Genomic DNA, 18,075 nt, shown 5'->3' with positions numbered 1-18,075 from the left:
CATCATCTGGTATACGCAGATAAGGTATCGAGTCTGGGCGTCGCAGCCAGCAGAGCAGAACCAGTGAGAGGAATCAGGTTATGAGTGAAGGTGATCCGGTCATTGCCCGCCGTCGCAGCGGACAATCTGGGGAAGCACGCGTGAATGACACCCGTGTCCAGAGCCAGTACCAGCCTTACAAGGACGCGGAATGGGGATTTATCAACCACTGGTATCCAGCGCTGTTCAGTAAGGAGCTCGGGGAAGGCGACGTCGAGGGCATTCAGATTTGCGGTATCCCGATCGTATTGCGTCGCGTCGAAGGGAAAGTGTTCGCGCTAAAGGATCAATGCCCTCACAGAGGTGTGCGCCTGTCCGCCAAGCCCACGTGCTTTACGAAAGACACTATCAGCTGCTGGTATCATGGCTTCACCTTCAACTTGGACGACGGCAAGCTGGCCACTATTCTGGCGAACCCGGATGACCCGCTGATCGGTCGAACTGGGGTGACTTCCTATCCCGTCCATGAGGTCGCGGGTTTGATTTTCGTTTTCGTTCGTGAGGATGATTTTCCTCTTGAAGACGTGCCGCCGATCGCGGAAGATCTGCCGGTCCGCTATCCTGCAAACAGCGAGCGGTTCCCCCATCCGCTCTGGCCCGCATCGCCAAGCGCTCTCGACGAAAACGCTGTCTGCCTCGGCATTCATCGGACTGGTTACACCAATTGGCGGATCGCGGTTGAGAACGGCATGGATAATGCTCACATCCTTGTCCACAAGGATAACTCGATCGTTCATGCTTTGGGTTGGCAACTCCCCCTCGGCATCCTTCCTGCGGACGATGACGCAATTGCGCTGATTGAAGACGAAGGCGGGCCCAAGGGTATGGTGCAATGGCTCTGCACGGAAAAATGGGAGCCGGTGTTGGAAAATAAGCGCTTGGGTGTTGCTGTCGCCGGCGTAAATGCCCGTCCCTACAGAACCTCTTGCGTGCTGCCGGGTATTATCATGGTCGAGAATTGGCCAGAGGAATATTGCGTCCAGTATGAGTGGTTTGTGCCGATTACCAACGACACTCACGAATATTGGGAGGTCCTCGTCAAGATCTGCCCGACTGAAGAAGACCGCAAGGCCTACGAATATCGTTACAAGACGTTCTATGAGCCTCTGGCCCTGCACGGCTTCAATGATTGCGACATTGCCGCGCGAGAAGCACAGGAAGACTTTTACGCAGATGGGACTGGGTGGGGCGCTGAACAGCTGGTTTCCACCGACATCTCGGCAATCACCTGGCGAAAGGTGGCTTCCCGATGGAACCGGGGAATTGCGAAGCCCGGAAAGGGAGTTGAAGGCGTCAATCCCGCCAGCGCCATCCGGATGAGCCGAACCTCGAAAGGCACCCCGCCCGGTTACAAGGTTGTCAAAGTTGAGGAATAGTTGAAGGTCTGCTGCCACTTGAGGACTGCGTAATACGCACACGGCTCTGGATTTCGATCGGCATCGGTACGCTGCCGGTCGAAGTCTATGGCCTCACGAAGTTACCGCGGTAAAGCAACGAGACAAAATCGGTTAGTTCCGAAGCGCTTTGAGAGCATTCTCTGAAGACGCGCTGAAACACCGCGTCAAATAATTAGAAACGAATTTGCGCGCTGCATGCGATTTAGGAAGTGGGAAGGCATATGCATTCAACAGACACGGCAGCCTTTGACAACCAGCGCCTGGCGTGGTTTGAAGCAACGGTCAATCGGCTCAATCCGCAACGTCTCCAGAGATTACTGGCGGATCTCATTGATGTGCATAGTCCCACAGGTGCTGCCGGCGCCGCAAGCCAGTTTATGGCGGCGCGACTGAATGAGCTGGGCATGACAACGCGTTATCTGCCGATGAGCGACATTTCAGGCAATGTGCTGGCCGAGAGGCGCGGGACCGGCGGCGGCGCGGCAGTTATGCTCTATTCACCGATCGATACGCATCTTGAGGGAAATGGCGAGGATGACCCTTGGATCGGCCCTCCCCACTTTGTCGATTTGAAACCACAATCCAAGATTGTCGGAGATTGGGTTTACGGCCTTGGAGCCTCGAACCCAAAGGCATTGGTAGCGACCTTGACCGAAGTCGCGGCAGCGCTGATCGAGGCCGACGTACCGCTGGTCGGCGATCTGATGCTAGGCTTCGCTGACGGGGGCATGCCGGTGAGTATTTCAGAGCGCGGAAACGCCGGTATGTCGAATGGTGTCAACCACCTTCTCAATAGGGGAGGCGCCGCCGACTTCGCGATCATCATGAAACCGTGGAACTTTGTTTATCACGAAGAGCCTGGCATTGCCTGGTTCAAACTGCGTATACTAGGTACATACGGCTATGCCGGTGTCCCAAGAGGAACGCCGGGCTTTCGAAGTTCGATCGTCCCGACTGCAGTCGTAATTCCAGAACTTGAAAGCTGGCTTGTCGACTATGCAGAGCGCAACGCTTCAGGGGTAGTGAAACCACACGGATGGATCGGGGGGATTCGATCCGGTACGCCCGACAAGCCCGCCTTCCCATCCGCTGTCACAGAAATATTTTTCGACGCGCGCATCAACCCGAGGACCTCTCCTGCGGCGGTCAAAGCGCAATTCGCAGAGTTCGTCTCGAATTTCTCGTCTCGACATCCTGAGATCACTCTCGATTGGGAAATGTATGGTTCTGCTCCTGGTGGAACCACGGACCCTGAAAACTGGATTATCCAGTCTGCACGCAGGGGATGGGAGGCGGTGGAAGGCCAACCTCACCCGGAGTGCCCCCCCCTCGGTGGCCAGACTGATGGCGCGGCACTTCGGCGTTTTGGCGTTCCGACGGCACGCATAGGTTGGCCATGGCCACCCACGGGTTCGCCCGAACCGATTGCGGAAGGCTTGGGAGGCATGGGGGCAACCTATATTCCAGACTTGATGCCATGTGCCCGGAAGATCGCGTTCACCTTAATCGATACGCTGACTCGCCGGCGCGATGAATTAGGCCTTCCGTAACAGTGGCGAATTTTCTTGGAAGTTCGACAAAGAGTTTGGAGCCCAATCTGTCTCACGGCACTTTTCCGATTATAATATGTGCCGCGGATAACCCAAATAACCGTAAAGCCCGTGACTTTGTGCAATCAGTTTGTCGGTTCCGAGACAGTCGAAGAACGGCCGGCAACGGCACCTAAAACTATCATTACGATGGCAAGTAGCGTCGCAATCGCCGTTGGAAGTTCCCAACCTCCAGCGGTGTCGTGAAGCTTACCCGCCAGCGGTGGACCGCTCGCGGCGAGCAGGTTCCCAAGACATTGAACCATTCCCGAAAGCGCCGCGGTCTGGGACGCATTGTTCGTCCGCAACCCAACAAAGATCAATCCCAGCAACATCCCTGCCCCAGTCCCGAAACCAAGACATGGAACCCAGAGCACGGCCCAAGCGGGAGCGATCTGAAGGCCAACAAGGGCAATGGCAGTCAAGACGCCCATCATGGCGGTCAGCCATTTCTGGTCTTTCATCCGTCCCACGATTGGACCCACGATCAGGCCGGGGGCCGCCCAGGCCAGTTGCATGACCCCGTGGAGAGAGCCCGCTTCCGAGGCGGAATAGCCCGAGGATGTCAGAATCTGTCAATCGGCGTCCAATCGGGACCCCCTATTGGAGTGGGCCCCTGGGGTCGGACAGAAGTCAGGCGGCAGTTTTGACCATCAGGCGGGCGTGCTGCTCCTCGAACTGGACCGGGCTGAGATATCCCAGCGCCGAATGTAGCCGGCGGCGGTTGTAGACGTCTTCGATGAATGGTGGAAGCAGAGTTGCTACGTCAGCGTAGGTCTCGAAGGCCATCGGGTATACCGCCTCGACCTTGAGCGTTTTCATGAAGCTCTCGGCCTTTGCATTGTCGTACGGATTTCCCCGCCGGCTCATCGAGCCGACGATGCCGGTTGCGGCAAGGATCTCTCGATAGGCGGAAGCTGCATATTGCGATCCGCGGTCCGAATGATGAACGAGGCCAGGCAGTGGATGGCGGCTTGCGATGGCGGCCTTGAGCGCCGCAATGGCTAGGCGCGCATCGATGGATTGGCCAATGGCATAGCCGACAACCTTGCGCGACCAAGCATCAAGGATGATCGCGACGTAAGCAAACCCGGTGTTGATGGCCACGTACGTGAGATCAGCGACCCAGAGCTGGTCGGGGCCGCTCAACACGACAGACTTGGCCAGATCCGGAAAGATCGGCAGATCATGGGCGCTGTCAGTGGTCGCAACGTACCGTCGGCGACGGCGGGGTTGCAGGTCGTGTTCACGCATCAAACGTTTGATCCGCTTATGATTAGCAATGACGCCTTGGTGCTGCAGGGCAGCTCGGACCCGGCGCCAACCATAGGCTTCGAACTCGTCAGCGATCGCGGTGATCGCGGCGAGCAATTCTGCGTCGTCGAGCCGTTGGGCCAGCTCGCGGTAGTAGGTCGAGCGTGCGATGCCCATCAGCTGACATCCTCGCGCGACGGACATGCCGAAGGGCCGGTGACGACGGATGTAATCCCGTTTTTCGGACGGGGTGCACTTCGCAGAGCCCCCCTTAAAAACTCCAATTCGAGCGCTTGCCTGCCGACCAAGCGTTCGAGGGCGGCGATCCGCGCCTCGTACTGCTGGACAAGGTCTGCGGCGCGGGCGTCATCGTCGAACGCACCACCCTCGTACTTCTCGATCCAGACGCGGATCAGTTGGCGTGAAATATCGTGACGCTTGGCCAGACCATGCAGCGTCTCGCCGCCGAGGTATTCCTCGACGACCTGCCGCTTGAACTCCAAACTGTGTGATCGATGTCTAGGCATAGGCTCTTCTCCAAGAGCCCGACCCCACGGTCAATTCATCCGTGGCTACCTGTCCGACCCCAGGGGCCCACTCCATATCGGCGCGCAAAAGGGACCCCCTTTGCGTTGCGTAGAACGGTTGATGCTGGGCGCGTGTTTCGCGCTGCTGACGGCGTAGGGAGGGCGTAGCCCGACCGGAGGCGGCAGCAGCGCGAAGTCGATTTCTGAGGTGGTCAGCTGCGGTGTTTGAAGCGCCAGCTGTCGTTGCCGGTCTCGACGATATCGCAATGATGCGTGATCCGGTCGAGCAGGGCTGTGGTCATCTTGGGATCGCCGAAGACGGTGGGCCACTCGCCGAAGGCCAGGTTGGTGGTGATGATCACCGAGGTCTTCTCGTAGAGCTTGCTGATCAGGTGGAACAGCAGCTGCCCGCCTGAGCGGGCGAACGGCAGGTAGCCCAGTTCGTCGAGGACCACGACGTCGAGCCGGCTGAGCTGGGCAGCCATGGCGCCGGCCTTGCCGATGCGAGCCTCCTCCTCGAGCCGGGTGACCAGGTCAACCGTGTTGAAGTAGCGCCCGCGGGCGCCGGCGCGCACCACGTTGGCGGTGATCGCGGTGGCCAGGTGGGTTTTGCCGGTCCCCGTGCCGCCAACCGCCACGATATTGCGCCTGCCTGGCAGGAAGGAACCGGCGTGCAGCGAGCGGACCAGTCCCTCGTTGATCGGCGTGCCCTCGAACACGAAGGCATCGAGATCCTTGACCACGGGCAGCTTGGCTGCGGTCATGCGGTAGCGGATCGAGGCGGCATGGCGATGCGCGGCTTCCGCCCGCAGCAGGTCGGTCAGGATCTCGTGGGTCGTGCGTTTGCGCTGAAGTCCCGTGGTGACGGCCTCGTCGAACGCGCCGGCCATGCCCCTGAGGCCGAGCCCGCGCATGGCCTCGATCATCTCATGCCGCTGCATCAAGGCCTCATACCGTATCGTAGCGGGCGCAGTCCGCAATTGGCGGATGGCTAAGCTTGAGGTCGACGACCACGTCGAGAGGCCGGTCAGTCGCCGGTTCGCGGTATCGCGCCAAAATGTTGAGGATCACCTCGTCGCTGGCGGCGCCGGCATCAAGCGCTTCGCGGATCGCGGCCTCGACCGCGTCCAGGCCATCGGTCTGCACGGCCGCCAGCACCCGCACGAAGCGCCGATCGGCCTCATCACCGCTCCCCAGCTTGCGGCGCAGCCGCGCCAGTGCCGGCGGAAGGTCCCAGCCTTGGAAGGGGGCGCCGTTGCGCCAGGCGCCGGGCTTGTTGGCCAGAACGGGGAGATAATGCCAGGGATCGTAGATCGTCCGGTCACGGCCGAAGTGCCGGGCATGTTCGGCGATAACCTCGTCACCGAGGCGCACGACGATCCGGTCGGCATAGGCGCGGACCTGGACCGCCCGCCGCGCGGCCTTGGCCATGACGGAATAGCGGTTGCGGTCGAAGCTGATCAGGCAAGTGCCAGTCACGGCATGCGTGGTCTCGTGGAAGCCGTCGAACGGCGCCAGCATCGGCTGCAGGGCTGGCCGCTCGAGATCCAGCGCCTCGGCCACGGTCAGTTCCTTCTGCTCGGGATGCGGATGCAAGGCGGCCCAGCGCAGGCACTCGGCCTCCAGCCATCCGTTGAGCTCCTCGATGCTGGCAAAGCGCAGGCGGGGCTGGAAGAACCGACTCCGGATGGTCTGGACCTGATGCTCGACCTGACCCTTCTCCCATCCTGCCGCCGGCGAGCAGGCCGTGGGCTCGACCATGTAATGATCGGCCATGACGAGGAAGCGGCGGTTGAACACGCGCTCCTTGCCGACGAACACTGTCGTCACCGCGGTCTTCATGTTGTCGTAGATCCCGCGCAGCGGCACCCCGCCAAAGAAGACGAAGCCGCGCGCATGGGCATCGAACACCATCTCCTGCGTCTCGCGCGGATAGGCCCGGACATAGACCGCCCGCGACGCGCACAGCCGCATCTGCGCCACCTTCACCCGCATCGGCTTGCCGGCGATCTCCACGTCCTCGTGGCTCCAGTCGAACTGGTAGGCCTCGCCAGGCTTGAACATGAGCGGGATGAAGGCAGGCGCCCCATCACCCGCATCCTTGCGCCGCGCTTCCGTCCAGCGACGGGCGTAGCGCCGAACAGCATCGTAGGAACCCTCGAACCCCTCGCGCTGCAGTAGATCATGGATCCGGGTCATGCGCAGACGGTCACGCCGGTGCCGCGCCTCGTTCTCCGTCAGCAGTGTATCGAGCCGCTCCTGGAAGGGCCCAAGCCGGGGCAGCGGTTGGACCGTGCGATGATAGTCGAACGCCCCTTCCGGCGCCCGGATCGCCTTGCGCACCACCTTGCGAGACAACCGCAGATCCCGCGCTATTGCCTTGATCGCCTTCCCGTTCGCGTGCTCGCGTCGGATCCGAACAACTGTCTCCACCACCAACATCCCGATCTCGCCACCTGGAAAACCAGGCGGCCCGCTACACCATCGGAATGAGGGGTCCCTTTTAGACGCCGATCACCCCGCTAACGGGGTCCCTTTTGCACGCCGGTCCACAGCTACCGATGTCCGACAACCCTCTCAGCGCACCCAATCGTTGTGCGATTTACACGCGTATAAGCACCAACAGCCGCCTCGATCATGAAGTCAATTCGCTCACAACACAGCATGAGATCTGCTCGGCTTACATCGCAAGCCAGCGATACCGGGGATGGACTGCGCTGTTGCAGCGGTATGATGACGGTGGCCACTCAGGAAGCGGACTCGAGCGGCCCGCGCTAGCCGCTCTGATGCAGGACATTGAGGCAGGCGAGATCGACACTGTTGTCGTATACAAGATCGACCGCCTGACACGTAGCTTGCTCGACTTCGTGCGCCTGATCGAGATTTTCGACCGGCGCTCGATTGGCCTCGTGTCAGTGTCGCAGGCTTTCGACACCACCGACAGCATGGGACGCATGATCCTGAACGTACTGCTGACCTTCTCGCAATTTGAACGGGAGTTGATCGCCGAACGTGTGCGCGACAGCATCCGCACCCGAAAGCGCCATGGACGCATCCACGGCGGACTAGCCCCATTTGGGTACGAATACCGCGACGGGGAGCTCGAAGTCGTAGAGGCTGAAGCCGAGATCGTCCGCTTCATCTACGCCGCGTTTCTCCGGCACGGAACATATACAGCAGCAATGACGGCGGTGCGCGAGGCGGGGTTTTGTAGCTCGCTCAAGACTGCACGCAACGGCACCTTAAGGGGCGGAAGGCCGATGAGCGCTGGATCGGTCTACAACATTCTGCGCTACCCGATCTATGTGGGCGAGATACGTGGTCACGACCGAACTTGGCCAGGCCGCCACGCGCCGATAATTGAACGTGCGACTTGGGATGCCGCATGTGCGCTAGCTGCCAAACGAACGCGGAAAGGCCCTTCTGCTCTGGGCACGGATCACTTTCTGGCGGGAATTCTATGGGACGATCTCGGACGCCACATGCTGCTCGACGTCAACTGGGTCGATGGGCAACCCTATCACTTCTATGTTTCGAGCAACGCCCAATGGTCGCAGGCTGAGTATCGTCGTGCCTATCGGTCGCGAGCCGACCGGCTCGATGCGGTTGCGCTTGCTGCTCTCGGTGCGTTTCTCACCGATCGTAGCCGGCTCCGCGCTGCGCTCCGTACGCACGGCCTTTTCGGCGCCGAGCTCGATCGGTTGGCTGAATATGGCGGGGCAGCTGCTTGCCGCCTCGCGAACGCTCCGCCTAGCCAGGTCGAAGCTCTCATCGCGGCATTGTTAATTCGCATCGAAGTGGCCCCCGAAGCCCTCACGATGGAGGTTCGCCCAATTGAGCTCAGGCGTTTTCTCGAATGGGACGGCCAAGGGACCTTCGTTGGGCGGCAGGCGGACTGGTCAACGAGTAACGCACGTTATGCAATTGAGGTGCCGGTTAGCGTGATCGCAGCTGAACGCTGGCCGTCGTTCACATTGCGCCCCCGCGACCCGACGGCCGAATGCAAGCCTGACAAGCAACTCAAAATCCTGCTTCGCAATGCCCGTGCGGCACAAGCCCTGTTTGACGCACATCGAGACCTTGACCTCGTGGGTTTGGCGCAGCGGTTCGGCCGCTCGCCTGGCTATTTTTCCCGCCTCATCCGATTGAACTACCTCGCTCCCGACATAGTCGCGGCGATCGCCGATGGCACACAGCCGCCCGGTCTCAACCGCAAGACCTTGGCATCGGCGCACATTCCTCTCGATTGGACTGTCCAGCGCCGAATGTTCGGATTTCCAGAGCCAAGCCGTCCCGTCACTCCCCGTAACTTGTTTGGTCGTGGAATGTGGCCGTCCCGAGCGGAGGACGACGCAGGCGGGGGAGAGAAAGATCTGACGGCCGATATTCTTTGAACGTTGCTTACCCGCCCTTCGCAAACCCCACCTCGAGGACCTTGCCTCCTTCTCGGATTGTATCGAGGTAATCGCTCCACCACTGGGCCATGCGAACCCGTTCGTCCCAGTGCTTGCCGCGGTGATAGACGCCGCGAACGGCATTGCTGTCGCCATGGGCCAATCCTCGTTCGATCGCGTCGGGGTTCCAAAGGCCGCTTTCGTTCAGCATAGTGGAGGCGGTTGCCCGCAGGCCATGAGCGGTCACCTCGTCCTTCGTGAAGCCCATCCGGCGGAAGGCGGCATTCAAGGTGTTCTCGCTCATTGGACGAACAGAGGCACGGGCCGAGGGGAACACATAACCTTCGGTTCCGACCATCTCGGCGAGCTCTTTCAGGTAGCCAATCACCTGCTTCGAGAGCGGAACGGCATGAGGGCGCCGTGACTTCATCTTGCCTTCAGGGATGCGCCAGACACCTTCTTCGAGGTCGATCTCCTTCCATTCGGCATGCCGTAGCTCGCCAGGCCGCACAAAGACGTGAGGGGCGATGAGCAGGGCGTACCTGGTGATGAAGTTGCCTGTGTAGTCCTGGATCGCTCGTAGCAGCCCGCCAAGCTCCTTGGGTTCGAGAATCGCGGCGTAGTGCTTTGCCTTTGGCGTGATCAGTGCCCCACGAAGCATTGACGTGGGGTCGCCTTTGCAGCGCGTGGTGGCAACGCCATACCGGAATACGCGGCTCGCAAACGACCGGGTCTTCTTCGCGGTCTCGTGCTTACCCTTGGCCTCGAGCCGCTTGAGAGGAGCGAGCACTTCAAACGGCTCGATCTCGTCGATCGGTCGGCTGCCAATCGCGTCCACCAGCTGCTCGAGGAAGAAGTTGGCCTTTACGATGGTGGCATCTGCCCTGCCACTCTGCACCATCATCTGATCGATGTACTCCCGCGCCACTGCCTCGAAGGTCTGGGCGGAGAGGAATTCGGCGCGAATCTTCTGCTTGCGCTTCTCCATCGCCGGGTCGCCGCCGGACGCGATCTTGTGCCGCGCCTCATAGGCTGTCTGCCTTGCCTGCTTGAGGCTGATCTCGGGGTAGGCACCGATCGACAGCTTCTTTTCGACCGGGCCGATCCGGTAGCGGAATCGCCAGAGTTTGCCGCCGGCGGGGGAGACCTCGATGTACAATCCGCGGTCGTCAGCAACCTTATAAGGCTTGTCCTTTGGCTTGAGTGCTCGAAGCCGAGTCTCGGTCAGCGGCATGTGCGGGCCTTTTCCCGATGTGGTTTTCGCAAAGGCCCGCAAAAGGCCCGCAAAAATGTGCGGAACCCCGAGAAAAGGCGGGACGATCCGGCACGATCCAAGGGCCAATTCCCTTGGATTTCTGCGGGTTTAATACACTTTTTGGGATGTTCCGAGAAGAACAAATGGTGCCCAGAAGAGGACTCGAACCTCCACGCCCTTGCGAGCGCCAGCACCTGAAGCTGGTGCGTCTACCAATTCCGCCATCTGGGCACCGGAGCACCGGGCCAAAGCGCCTCGGTGCGGGGTAGGAGGGCGCCTCTAACGGGGGGCGTCGGGGCTGTCAACGCTCCTGTTTGCACTTTGCGAAGTTTTTGTGATTCAGTCCCGTCGGTATGCTTGCGCGGCCGGGTTGGCGAGTGCAAAGGGGCCGGGCAAGTTTCGCAGCACGAAGGCTTTTCGCGATGGGCAAGGCACAGGATCTGGCAGGCAAGGTGATCGCCGTGGTCGGCGGCAGCGGGTTCTTTGGCGCGCATCTGGCGCAGGAACTGCTGGCGCGCGGCGCGCGGCTGCGGGTGGCGAGCCGCCATCCCGAGCGCGCCTTTGCGATCAAGCCGCTGGGCAACCTCGGCAGCGTGCGGCTGATGCGCTGCGACATCACCCGCCCGGAAACGCTGGCAGGCGTGGTTGCCGGGGCCGATGCCGTGGTCAATCTGGTTGGCGCGTTCACGGGCGATCTGGACGCCGTGCAGGGCGCAGGCGCGGGAACGCTGGCGGCAGCGGCAAAGGCTGCGGGCGCCGGGGCCTTCGTGCACGTATCCGCCATCGGCGCCGATGCCGAAGGCGCGACCGCCTATGCCCGCAGCAAGGCGGCGGGCGAAGCGGCAGTCCTGGCGGCTTTCCCGCAGGCCACCGTGCTGCGTCCGTCCGTGCTGTTCGGATCGGACGACAACTTCGTGAACATGTTCGCCGGGCTGAGCGCCCTGCCCGTGCTGCCGGTGTTCGCGCCGGGGGCAAAACTGCAGCCGCTGTTCGTGGATGACGCGGCCGAAGCGGTGGCCAACGCGCTGGCCAATCCGGCGGCGCATGGCGGCAAGACTTACGAGATCGGCGGGCCGGAAGCCGTGACCATGCTGGAACTGAACGCCCGGATTGCCGCCGCGGCCGGGCGCAAGCCGCTGCTGGTGGAATTGCCCGATGCGGTGTCGGAAGGGATCGCCACGCTGACCGGCTGGCTGCCGGGTGCGCCGATCAGCCGCCAGCAGTGGCTGCTGCTGAAGGCGGGCAACGTGGTGTCAGGACAGTATCCCGGCATGGCTGAACTGGGCGCGCAGGCACGGCCGATGGGGCTGTTCCTGGATCGCTGGCTGGTGCGCTATCGCAAGCATGGCCGCTTCGGCGGGAAAATCCGCGCCTGAACGCGGCTTCAGGCGTTGACGTCGGCGTAGTGGCTGGGCGGCTGGATCACTTCCATCCGCTCTGACAGCAACGGGCGGAAGCTGGGCCGGCTCTTGAACACGGCATACCAGTCGCGCGCCTGATCGTGCCCGGTCCAGTCCAGTCCGCCAAGGTAATCCGCGACCGAAATCTGCGCGGCGGCGGCCAGATCGGCCAGGCTCATCGTCGGGCCAGCCAGCCAGGGCCGGTGATCGATCAGGTGATCGATGTAATACAGGTGCTCGTGCGCCAGCTTCATCGCCTCGCGCAGCACGCGCGAATCGGGCGACTGGCGATAGATCAGCCGCTTCTTCATCCGCTCATGCAGCATCGGCGCGGTGACATCGCCAAAGAAGTTCTCGTCGAACAGGGCGACCAGGCGGCGGATTTCAGCGCGATTGGCGGCGGTGCCATTGATCATCGGGCTGCGATCAACGGTTTCCTCGAAATACTCGCAGATCGCGCGGCTATCGACCAGGGTGATGCCCCGTGCCGGATCCTGCAGCACCGGCGTGCGCCCCGCCGGATTGCGGTTCAGGAACTCGTCGCGCCCTTCCCACGGATTCTCCCGCCACAACTCGTAGGGCACGCCCTTTTCGCTCAGCAACAGGCGAACCTTGCGGCTGAACGGGCACAGGGGGAACTGGTAAAGCTGCCACATGGCGGCATCCTTGCAGCAAATACAGCCCCCGCGTCCACCCGCAGCGCGTGGGTGAGCGAATCATTTCAGGTGGAAAACCCGCTCAGGCCGCCTTGCGAGTCGCCAGCTTGGCTTCAATCCCGTGCCACAGCCGGGCCAGCGCGCGGGCGGCATCGACGTGGGGCGAGAACGCACCGAGCGGCGCGCGCCGCACCGCCATCTGTTCAATCAGGCTGGCAAACGGGATCACCGGCCAGCCCGCCGCATCGCCATCGCGCACCGCGCGGTGCAGCATCCGGCGCGAGCTGAACATCGACAGCACCGGCAGGATCGGCGGATGGCGATGATGGACCCGCAGGATATCGCGGCGCAGCATGTCGAGCGAGCGGGCCGACAGCGGCGAAGGCGGCAGCGGCACGATCAGCAGGTCGGCGGCCAGGATGACCTGCTCGGTCAGTTCGTTATAGCCGGCTGGACAGTCGAGAATGATCCGGTCGAAATCCGGGCGCAGGAAACCGGTCATGTTGGCCAGCCGCTTCGGCCCGAGCCGCGCCAGCGCACCCGGCAGTCCGCGCAGGCTGGTATCGCCGGGCAGCAGCGAGAGGCCGGGATAGGCCGTCGGTTCGATCAGCTGGCGGGGTTTGCCATCGCGCTGGAAAATGCTTGCCGCACGTGGCACGCGGGGCTCATCGTGGCCGAGCAGAAAGCCCGCACCGCCTTGGGAATCCAGATCCCACAGCAGGGTCCGGTGCTGGCCGGCAACGGCTGAACGCCAGGCGAGGTCAACCGCCAGCGTGGTTTTGCCGACTCCCCCCTTGACGCTGCACACCGCAATAACCGCCACGGCGATTCGACCCTGTTATCCCTTGGTAAAGTCGGAATTAAGCATCGTCTGGCGCAGTGACAACCGCGATGAAAGGCGGTGGTCCGTTCCGGGACTGCCCCCGCCACCTTTCTTAAGGTACGCTGGCGTCCAGCAGGGTCAGGCAGGGCTGCATCGCCGCATCGACAAAGGCCCGCGCATCCGGGGCCGCCGCGCTTTCAGTCTGGATGCGGGCAACCTCGGCCTGCATCCGCGCCTGCATCGCGGCGCGGTCCAGCCCTTCGGCATCCATCAGCCGCGCGCCGGTGCGCACGAAGAATTCCCGCCCGCGCTGGGCCAGCGGCGGAAAGCGTTGCGCATCGGCCACCCCGCGCGCCTGCTCGCCCGCGATCAGGCCGAACAGGGCGGCGCAGCGCACCGCCGTGGACAGTTCGACGGTGGGCGCGGGCCCTGCGGGCGGCGATGTTGCCAAGGCAGGGACAGTCATCAAGGTGAGTGCGGCAAGGGCCGGGACGGTTCGGATCATGCGCCACCCTACCCCGCCGCACCTGAACGGCAAGCTACCAGCGGTTATCCGGCCGCCAGCGACCGGGCCCGCGCATCGGCAAAGGCATCGCGGCGGAACTTTTCGAACGCGACGCGCTGATCGAAGCCGGGATCCTTGGGATAGTCCTGATAGTGGTCCAGGATATAGTCGAACACTTCGCGCAGTTCATCCTTATGGTCGGGGTGGCTGAAGATGTAGAGGCGGTTGGCCTCCATCGCCTCGATCACGCGGGCGCCGATCACGTCTGGCTCCATCCCGAATTCGTGGACCCCCGCCAGCCGCTCGACCGCGGCGGTGTCGACCGCCTTCATCTGCGCTTTGAGGCCATCGGGGCGGATGTCGTCGCTGGCGTAGATATAGCTTTTGACGAGGCCGGGGCACAGCACCGACACGCCGATCCCGTATTGCAGCAGGCTGTAGCGCAGCGATTCCGACAGGCCCCGCACCGCGTACTTGGTGGTGTTGTAGATCCCCGGCGATCCGCCCGCCAGAAACGCCGCCATCGAAGCGGTGTTGACCACGTGGCCGCCGACCTGCTGCCCCGCCTTCACCCGTTCGACCATGCGCGGCACGAAAGTCTGCACGCCGTTGATAACGCCGTGCAGGTTCACGCCCAGCAGCCAGTCCCAATCGTCGTAGGAGCTTTCCTCGATCGGCTGGAACAGGTTCACCCCGGCATTGTTGACGAGGATCGAGACGGGGCCGAACTGCGCTTCAACCGCGTCCGCGGCAGCCTTGAAGCCGTCGCGGCTGGCGACGTCGAGTTGCACGCCCATGACCTCGCGGTTGTCGAGCGATTGCAGGGCGCGGTCAATCGCATCCTGCCGGATATCGGCAATCGCGACTTTCGCGCCGCGTTCCAGCAGGTTGCGGACAATCCCGATGCCAACGCCATTGGCGCCGCCGGTAACAAAGGCCGTGCGGCCAGCAAAGTCCTTCATTGCGCGCCCCCCCGGCGCGCCGCTTTCAGCGCCTTCTGCCGGGCGATCTCATCGGTGATGGCGGGGTTCCTGAACAGCATCGCAAAAGTCGCCTTGTATTCCGGGTTCTCCGGCAGATGATCCTGCACCGCCAGCGTCGTGGCCTCGCCCCGTTCGCGCACGCCTTCGAGGAATTCGTGGTGGGTGAGGATGTACAGCTCGTCGTTGAGGATGCCCTGCAGAACGCGCTCGCCGACTTCTTCCTTGGTCTGGAACAGGTGGGTCAGGCTGCCGCTGGCCTGACGGCGCTTGTCGGCTTCGGCATAGCCGGTGTCGGCCAGTTCAGCGGGCCGCGTCTTGCCCGATTCGGCGATGTTCGATTGCACCGCGCCGGGACAGAACGCGGAACAGATCACGCCGCGCGGCTCGAATTCGGGGCGCATGCATTCCATCATGCTGGTGACATAGGCCTTGCCGGCGGAATAGATCGTGGTCCCGCCGACCGGCACCAGCGCGCTCATCGACGCGGTGCAAACGATATGCCCGCCCTCGCCATGCGCCAGAATGCGCGGCAGGATGGTCACCACGCCATTGATCGCGCCGCCCACGTTGACGCCGTTGACCCAGTCCCAGTCGGAGAAGGTGGCCAGGTCGGTCGGCCCGACCAGACCGACGCCCGCATTGTTGACCAGCAGGTGAATCCTGCCGAACACGGCCTCTGCCGCATCGGCAGCAGCGGCGAACTGTTCGCGGTTGGTCACGTCCAGCTTCACCGCCAGCACACTGGCTCCGCCCGCCAATTCGGCAGTGGCCGCAGCCAGGTGATCATCCCGGATGTCCGCAATCACCACCCGCATCCCCGCGCCGAGCAGCGCCTTGGCGATCCCCAGGCCGATGCCCGAAGCCCCGCCGGTGACGAAGGCGGTCTTGCCTTCCAGATTCTGCATGCCACTCTCCTTCTGCCGATCGGGTCGGCAAATTTTCTTCTCGCCTTTTTGTATTCATTACTTACAAATTGCCAAGCCAAATCGACGGGCCGCAAACGCCCGCGCATGGAGAGGACAACGCAAGCATGGCCATCGGCCCGACTACGGCGCCCGCCGCCGACGATTCGCCGTCCATCCCCGCCGGTGCCGAGAAGGAATGGCCATCCACCAGCGCGCGTTACTGGGCACTGGCCGTGATCATCTTCGCCACGTTCGTGACGTTCTTCGATCAGGTCGTGTTCGGGATGCTGGCCGAGCGGATCAAGGCCGACTTCGGGCTGAGCGACGCGCAGCTGGGCTTTCTGGCCGGGCCGGCAAGCATCATCTGCTACCTGTTCGTGGGCATCCCGCTGGCGCGGCTGGCCGATATCTGGCCGCGCAAATACGTGCTGGCGGGCGGGGTCGCGGTCGTCGGGCTGGTCACGGCGCTGGGCGGGATCGCGCAGACTTTCGCGCAGTTCGTCGGCAGCCGGGTGTTCCTGGCAGCGGGTGGATCGGCCCATGCGCCCAGTTCCTATTCGCTGCTCGCCGATGCCTTTCCGCCCCGGATTATCACCCGCGCCTTTGCCTTGCTGCAGTTCGGGTTTATCGGCGGGACCACGCTGGGGCCGGTGATCGGCGGGATGCTGATCATGATGACGGCCAACTGGGAACCGACCGTGATCGGCCCCTTGCGCATCCTGGGCTGGCAATGGATCCTCATCTGGATTGCCCTGCCCGCGTTCGTCGCGGCGCTGCTGTTCCTGACCGTCAAGGAACCGCAGCGGCAGGCCCCGGTGGCCGATGTGGAACAACCCCCTGCCAATGCGGGCCTGGGCCGCCAGATCGTGACCTTCATGGGCTTCGATGCCGCCCGCGCCATCCACGCCAACCGCAAGGTCTATTACCCGCTGTTCGGCGCGCTGGCGCTGGCCGCGACCGAAAGCTTTGGCCTGGCGTTCTGGCGCGTGCCGTTCATGATCCGCACCTTCGGCTGGAACGAGGCGGAGATCGGCGCGGCGATCGGCGGGACGATGCTGATCGGGTCGCTCGCCGGGCTGCTGCTGGGCGGCCTGCTGGTGGAGTTTCTGGCCAAGCGGCACAAGGACGCGAACGTGCGCGCCGCGTTCATCTGCTTCCTGGGCACCACGGTCTCGACGCTGGTCGCGCTGCTCTCTCCCAATGGCTGGGGATCGATGATCGCGTTCGGGTTTGCGGGCATGTTCGGGCTGGCCGGGGCCGTGCCGCAGAACGCCGCCGTCCAGCGCGTCGCGCCCAATTCGATGCGCGGGCAGGTGACCGCGTTCTACCTGTTCATGTTCACGTTCTTTGGCGCGATGGGCAGCTTCGTGATCGGGCTGGTCGCGCAATACGTGGTGGGCGATCCGGCCAAGCTGCAACACGCTCTGGTGATGACCGCGGGCGTGCTGTTGCCGCTGGCCTGCCTGCTGATGCTGCGGGCCATTCGCCCCTATCGCGAGGAAGTTGAACGGCTGGAAGCGCTGGGGCGTTGACAGGTCGCCTCGCGCCCCGCATTCTGTAAGCAATACATACAAAAATTGGAGAGTCGAATGTCGGAAGACCGGATTGCCGCCCTGGAGGCGAAGCTTGCCGAAATGGACCGCCGCCTGACCGTGCGCGAGGATGAGCTGGACGTGAAGAAGCTCCAGTACCTCTACGGCTACCTGATCGACAAATGCATGTACAACGAGGTGGTCGACCTGTTCGCCGACGATGGCGAAGTGCGCTTCTTCGGCGGCGTGTGGAAGGGTAAGGAAGGCGTCCGGCGGCTCTATGTCGAGCGGTTCCAGAAGCGGTTCACCTATGGCAACAACGGCCCGATCGACGGGTTCCTGCTGGACCACCCGCAAATCCAGACGATCATCGACATCGATCCCGATGGCAAGACCGCCCGCCTGCGCGGCCGTTCCACCATGCAGGCCGGTCGCCACAAGGACTATGAAGGCGATGCCCCGCACCTGAAGGCCCGCCAGTGGTGGGAAGGTGGCCTGTACGAGAACACCTACGTCAAGGGTGACGATGGCAAGTGGCGGATCAAGTGCCTGAACTATTTCCCGCACTGGCACGCCGATTTCGAAACCGGCTGGGCCTACACCCCCGATGAATACGTCCCCTTCCCCAAGGTGCTCTACCCCGAAGATCCCAGCGGCCCCGACGCCCTGATCGAGGATCACTGGCTGTGGCCGACCCACAAGCTGCTGCCGTTCCATATGAAGCACCCGATCACCGGGGCGGAAATGGTCGCCCAGCGCTGGCAGGGCGACATCGACCGGGCCAGGGCGAAGGCGCAGAACTGACGGAGTAGGCTG

The 18,075-nt window shown here is 62.8% G+C and carries 17 protein-coding genes and 1 tRNA gene; 6 read left to right on the top strand and 12 right to left on the bottom strand.

Annotated elements, in window-relative coordinates; translation table 11 throughout:
- The first annotated feature begins 80 nt into the window (after positions 1-80).
- Together IE113_RS12005 and IE113_RS12000 are read left to right on the top strand one after the other, a co-directional pair.
- On the top strand, positions 81-1,415 hold the full coding sequence (locus tag IE113_RS12005; RefSeq protein WP_189541797.1) for an aromatic ring-hydroxylating dioxygenase subunit alpha: 1,335 nt from the start codon (positions 81-83) through the stop codon (positions 1,413-1,415).
- A 242-nt stretch (positions 1,416-1,657) separates the two neighbouring features.
- A complete protein-coding gene (locus IE113_RS12000) occupies positions 1,658-2,986 on the top strand; it encodes a M20 family metallopeptidase (RefSeq protein WP_189541795.1) in 1,329 nt (442 codons plus the stop codon).
- Positions 2,987-3,111: 125 nt separating this feature from the next.
- Here the strand turns inward: IE113_RS12000 and IE113_RS11995 are convergent, their stop codons facing one another.
- From IE113_RS11995 to istA, 5 genes are all read right to left on the bottom strand, one after another.
- Positions 3,112-3,543, bottom strand: a complete 432-nt coding sequence (locus tag IE113_RS11995; protein WP_189541793.1) for an MFS transporter — start codon at positions 3,541-3,543, stop codon at positions 3,112-3,114.
- A gap of 115 nt (positions 3,544-3,658) precedes the next feature.
- Positions 3,659-4,483, bottom strand: a complete 825-nt coding sequence (locus tag IE113_RS11990) for an IS3 family transposase (protein ID WP_229822346.1) — start codon at positions 4,481-4,483, stop codon at positions 3,659-3,661.
- On the bottom strand, positions 4,456-4,806 hold the full coding sequence (locus tag IE113_RS11985; protein WP_189541790.1) for a transposase: 351 nt from the start codon (positions 4,804-4,806) through the stop codon (positions 4,456-4,458). The genes IE113_RS11990 and IE113_RS11985 overlap by 28 nt, the downstream gene beginning before the upstream one ends.
- Positions 4,807-5,018: 212 nt before the next feature.
- Positions 5,019-5,747, bottom strand: a complete 729-nt coding sequence (gene istB / locus IE113_RS11980; RefSeq protein WP_066549432.1) for an IS21-like element helper ATPase IstB — start codon at positions 5,745-5,747, stop codon at positions 5,019-5,021.
- 7 nt (positions 5,748-5,754) lie between these two features.
- The gene (gene istA / locus IE113_RS11975) at positions 5,755-7,248 is read right to left on the bottom strand and encodes an IS21 family transposase (protein WP_189541788.1); all 1,494 of its coding nucleotides are present in this window, start codon (positions 7,246-7,248) and stop codon (positions 5,755-5,757) included.
- 119 nt (positions 7,249-7,367) lie between these two features.
- Here istA and IE113_RS11970 point away from each other — a divergent pair, with 119 nt between their 5' ends.
- Positions 7,368-9,200 (top strand): recombinase family protein, encoded by a 1,833-nt coding sequence (locus IE113_RS11970; protein ID WP_189541786.1) that lies wholly within the window; start codon positions 7,368-7,370, stop codon positions 9,198-9,200.
- A gap of 7 nt (positions 9,201-9,207) precedes the next feature.
- Here IE113_RS11970 and IE113_RS11965 read toward each other — a convergent pair whose 3' ends face one another.
- Together IE113_RS11965 and IE113_RS11960 are read right to left on the bottom strand one after the other, a co-directional pair.
- Positions 9,208-10,434, bottom strand: a complete 1,227-nt coding sequence (locus IE113_RS11965; RefSeq protein WP_189541784.1) for a tyrosine-type recombinase/integrase — start codon at positions 10,432-10,434, stop codon at positions 9,208-9,210.
- Positions 10,435-10,599: 165 nt separating this feature from the next.
- Positions 10,600-10,686, bottom strand: a tRNA-Leu gene (locus IE113_RS11960).
- 191 nt (positions 10,687-10,877) lie between these two features.
- Here IE113_RS11960 and IE113_RS11955 point away from each other — a divergent pair.
- On the top strand, positions 10,878-11,831 hold the full coding sequence (locus IE113_RS11955) for an NAD-dependent epimerase/dehydratase family protein (protein WP_189541782.1): 954 nt from the start codon (positions 10,878-10,880) through the stop codon (positions 11,829-11,831).
- Between the two features lie 8 nt (positions 11,832-11,839).
- Here IE113_RS11955 and IE113_RS11950 read toward each other — a convergent pair whose 3' ends face one another.
- The 5 genes from IE113_RS11950 to IE113_RS11930 all read right to left on the bottom strand — a co-directional run bounded on the left by IE113_RS11950 (position 11,840) and on the right by IE113_RS11930 (position 15,727).
- Complete coding sequence (locus IE113_RS11950; protein WP_189541780.1) at positions 11,840-12,511, bottom strand: glutathione S-transferase family protein; 672 nt, start codon at positions 12,509-12,511, stop codon at positions 11,840-11,842.
- 82 nt (positions 12,512-12,593) lie between these two features.
- Positions 12,594-13,334, bottom strand: coding sequence for a ParA family protein (locus tag IE113_RS11945; RefSeq protein ID WP_189541778.1), 741 nt, complete (start codon positions 13,332-13,334; stop codon positions 12,594-12,596).
- 112 nt (positions 13,335-13,446) lie between these two features.
- Positions 13,447-13,800 carry a hypothetical protein gene (locus IE113_RS11940; protein ID WP_189541776.1) on the bottom strand — a complete coding sequence of 118 codons (354 nt, stop codon included), beginning with the start codon at positions 13,798-13,800 and terminating at the stop codon, positions 13,447-13,449.
- A gap of 83 nt (positions 13,801-13,883) precedes the next feature.
- Positions 13,884-14,801 (bottom strand): SDR family NAD(P)-dependent oxidoreductase, encoded by a 918-nt coding sequence (locus tag IE113_RS11935; RefSeq protein ID WP_189541775.1) that lies wholly within the window; start codon positions 14,799-14,801, stop codon positions 13,884-13,886.
- A complete protein-coding gene (locus tag IE113_RS11930) occupies positions 14,798-15,727 on the bottom strand; it encodes an SDR family NAD(P)-dependent oxidoreductase (RefSeq protein ID WP_189541773.1) in 930 nt (309 codons plus the stop codon). The genes IE113_RS11935 and IE113_RS11930 overlap by 4 nt, the downstream gene beginning before the upstream one ends.
- Before the next feature lie 125 nt (positions 15,728-15,852).
- Here IE113_RS11930 and IE113_RS11925 point away from each other — a divergent pair, with 125 nt between their 5' ends.
- Together IE113_RS11925 and IE113_RS11920 are read left to right on the top strand one after the other, a co-directional pair.
- Positions 15,853-17,259, top strand: a complete 1,407-nt coding sequence (locus tag IE113_RS11925; protein ID WP_189541771.1) for an MFS transporter — start codon at positions 15,853-15,855, stop codon at positions 17,257-17,259.
- A gap of 57 nt (positions 17,260-17,316) precedes the next feature.
- Complete coding sequence (locus IE113_RS11920) at positions 17,317-18,063, top strand: nuclear transport factor 2 family protein (protein WP_189541769.1); 747 nt, start codon at positions 17,317-17,319, stop codon at positions 18,061-18,063.
- The last annotated feature ends 12 nt before the right edge of the window (positions 18,064-18,075 follow it).

The sequence above is a fragment of the Novosphingobium arvoryzae genome, from assembly GCF_014652615.1.
Taxonomy (GTDB): Bacteria; Pseudomonadota; Alphaproteobacteria; order Sphingomonadales; family Sphingomonadaceae; genus Novosphingobium; species Novosphingobium arvoryzae.
This window is presented reverse-complemented; position numbering and strand designations above follow the sequence as displayed.

What these genes read in the sequence shown, in the direction of transcription:
- IE113_RS11985 (WP_189541790.1), bottom strand. Translation starts at nt 4,806, where the DNA reads ATGCCTAGACATCGATCACACAGTTTGGAGTTCAAGCGGCAGGTCGTC.
- IE113_RS11965 (WP_189541784.1), bottom strand. Translation starts at nt 10,434, where the DNA reads ATGCCGCTGACCGAGACTCGGCTTCGAGCACTCAAGCCAAAGGACAAG.
- IE113_RS12000 (WP_189541795.1), top strand. Translation starts at nt 1,658, where the DNA reads ATGCATTCAACAGACACGGCAGCCTTTGACAACCAGCGCCTGGCGTGG.
- istA (WP_189541788.1), bottom strand. Translation starts at nt 7,248, where the DNA reads ATGTTGGTGGTGGAGACAGTTGTTCGGATCCGACGCGAGCACGCGAAC.
- IE113_RS11940 (WP_189541776.1), bottom strand. Translation starts at nt 13,800, where the DNA reads ATGACTGTCCCTGCCTTGGCAACATCGCCGCCCGCAGGGCCCGCGCCC.
- IE113_RS12005 (WP_189541797.1), top strand. Translation starts at nt 81, where the DNA reads ATGAGTGAAGGTGATCCGGTCATTGCCCGCCGTCGCAGCGGACAATCT.
- IE113_RS11950 (WP_189541780.1), bottom strand. Translation starts at nt 12,511, where the DNA reads ATGTGGCAGCTTTACCAGTTCCCCCTGTGCCCGTTCAGCCGCAAGGTT.
- IE113_RS11920 (WP_189541769.1), top strand. Translation starts at nt 17,317, where the DNA reads ATGTCGGAAGACCGGATTGCCGCCCTGGAGGCGAAGCTTGCCGAAATG.
- istB (WP_066549432.1), bottom strand. Translation starts at nt 5,747, where the DNA reads ATGCAGCGGCATGAGATGATCGAGGCCATGCGCGGGCTCGGCCTCAGG.
- IE113_RS11925 (WP_189541771.1), top strand. Translation starts at nt 15,853, where the DNA reads ATGGCCATCGGCCCGACTACGGCGCCCGCCGCCGACGATTCGCCGTCC.
- IE113_RS11990 (WP_229822346.1), bottom strand. Translation starts at nt 4,483, where the DNA reads ATGTCCGTCGCGCGAGGATGTCAGCTGATGGGCATCGCACGCTCGACC.
- IE113_RS11935 (WP_189541775.1), bottom strand. Translation starts at nt 14,801, where the DNA reads ATGAAGGACTTTGCTGGCCGCACGGCCTTTGTTACCGGCGGCGCCAAT.
- IE113_RS11930 (WP_189541773.1), bottom strand. Translation starts at nt 15,727, where the DNA reads ATGCAGAATCTGGAAGGCAAGACCGCCTTCGTCACCGGCGGGGCTTCG.
- IE113_RS11995 (WP_189541793.1), bottom strand. Translation starts at nt 3,543, where the DNA reads ATGCAACTGGCCTGGGCGGCCCCCGGCCTGATCGTGGGTCCAATCGTG.
- IE113_RS11970 (WP_189541786.1), top strand. Translation starts at nt 7,368, where the DNA reads ATGTCCGACAACCCTCTCAGCGCACCCAATCGTTGTGCGATTTACACG.
- IE113_RS11955 (WP_189541782.1), top strand. Translation starts at nt 10,878, where the DNA reads ATGGGCAAGGCACAGGATCTGGCAGGCAAGGTGATCGCCGTGGTCGGC.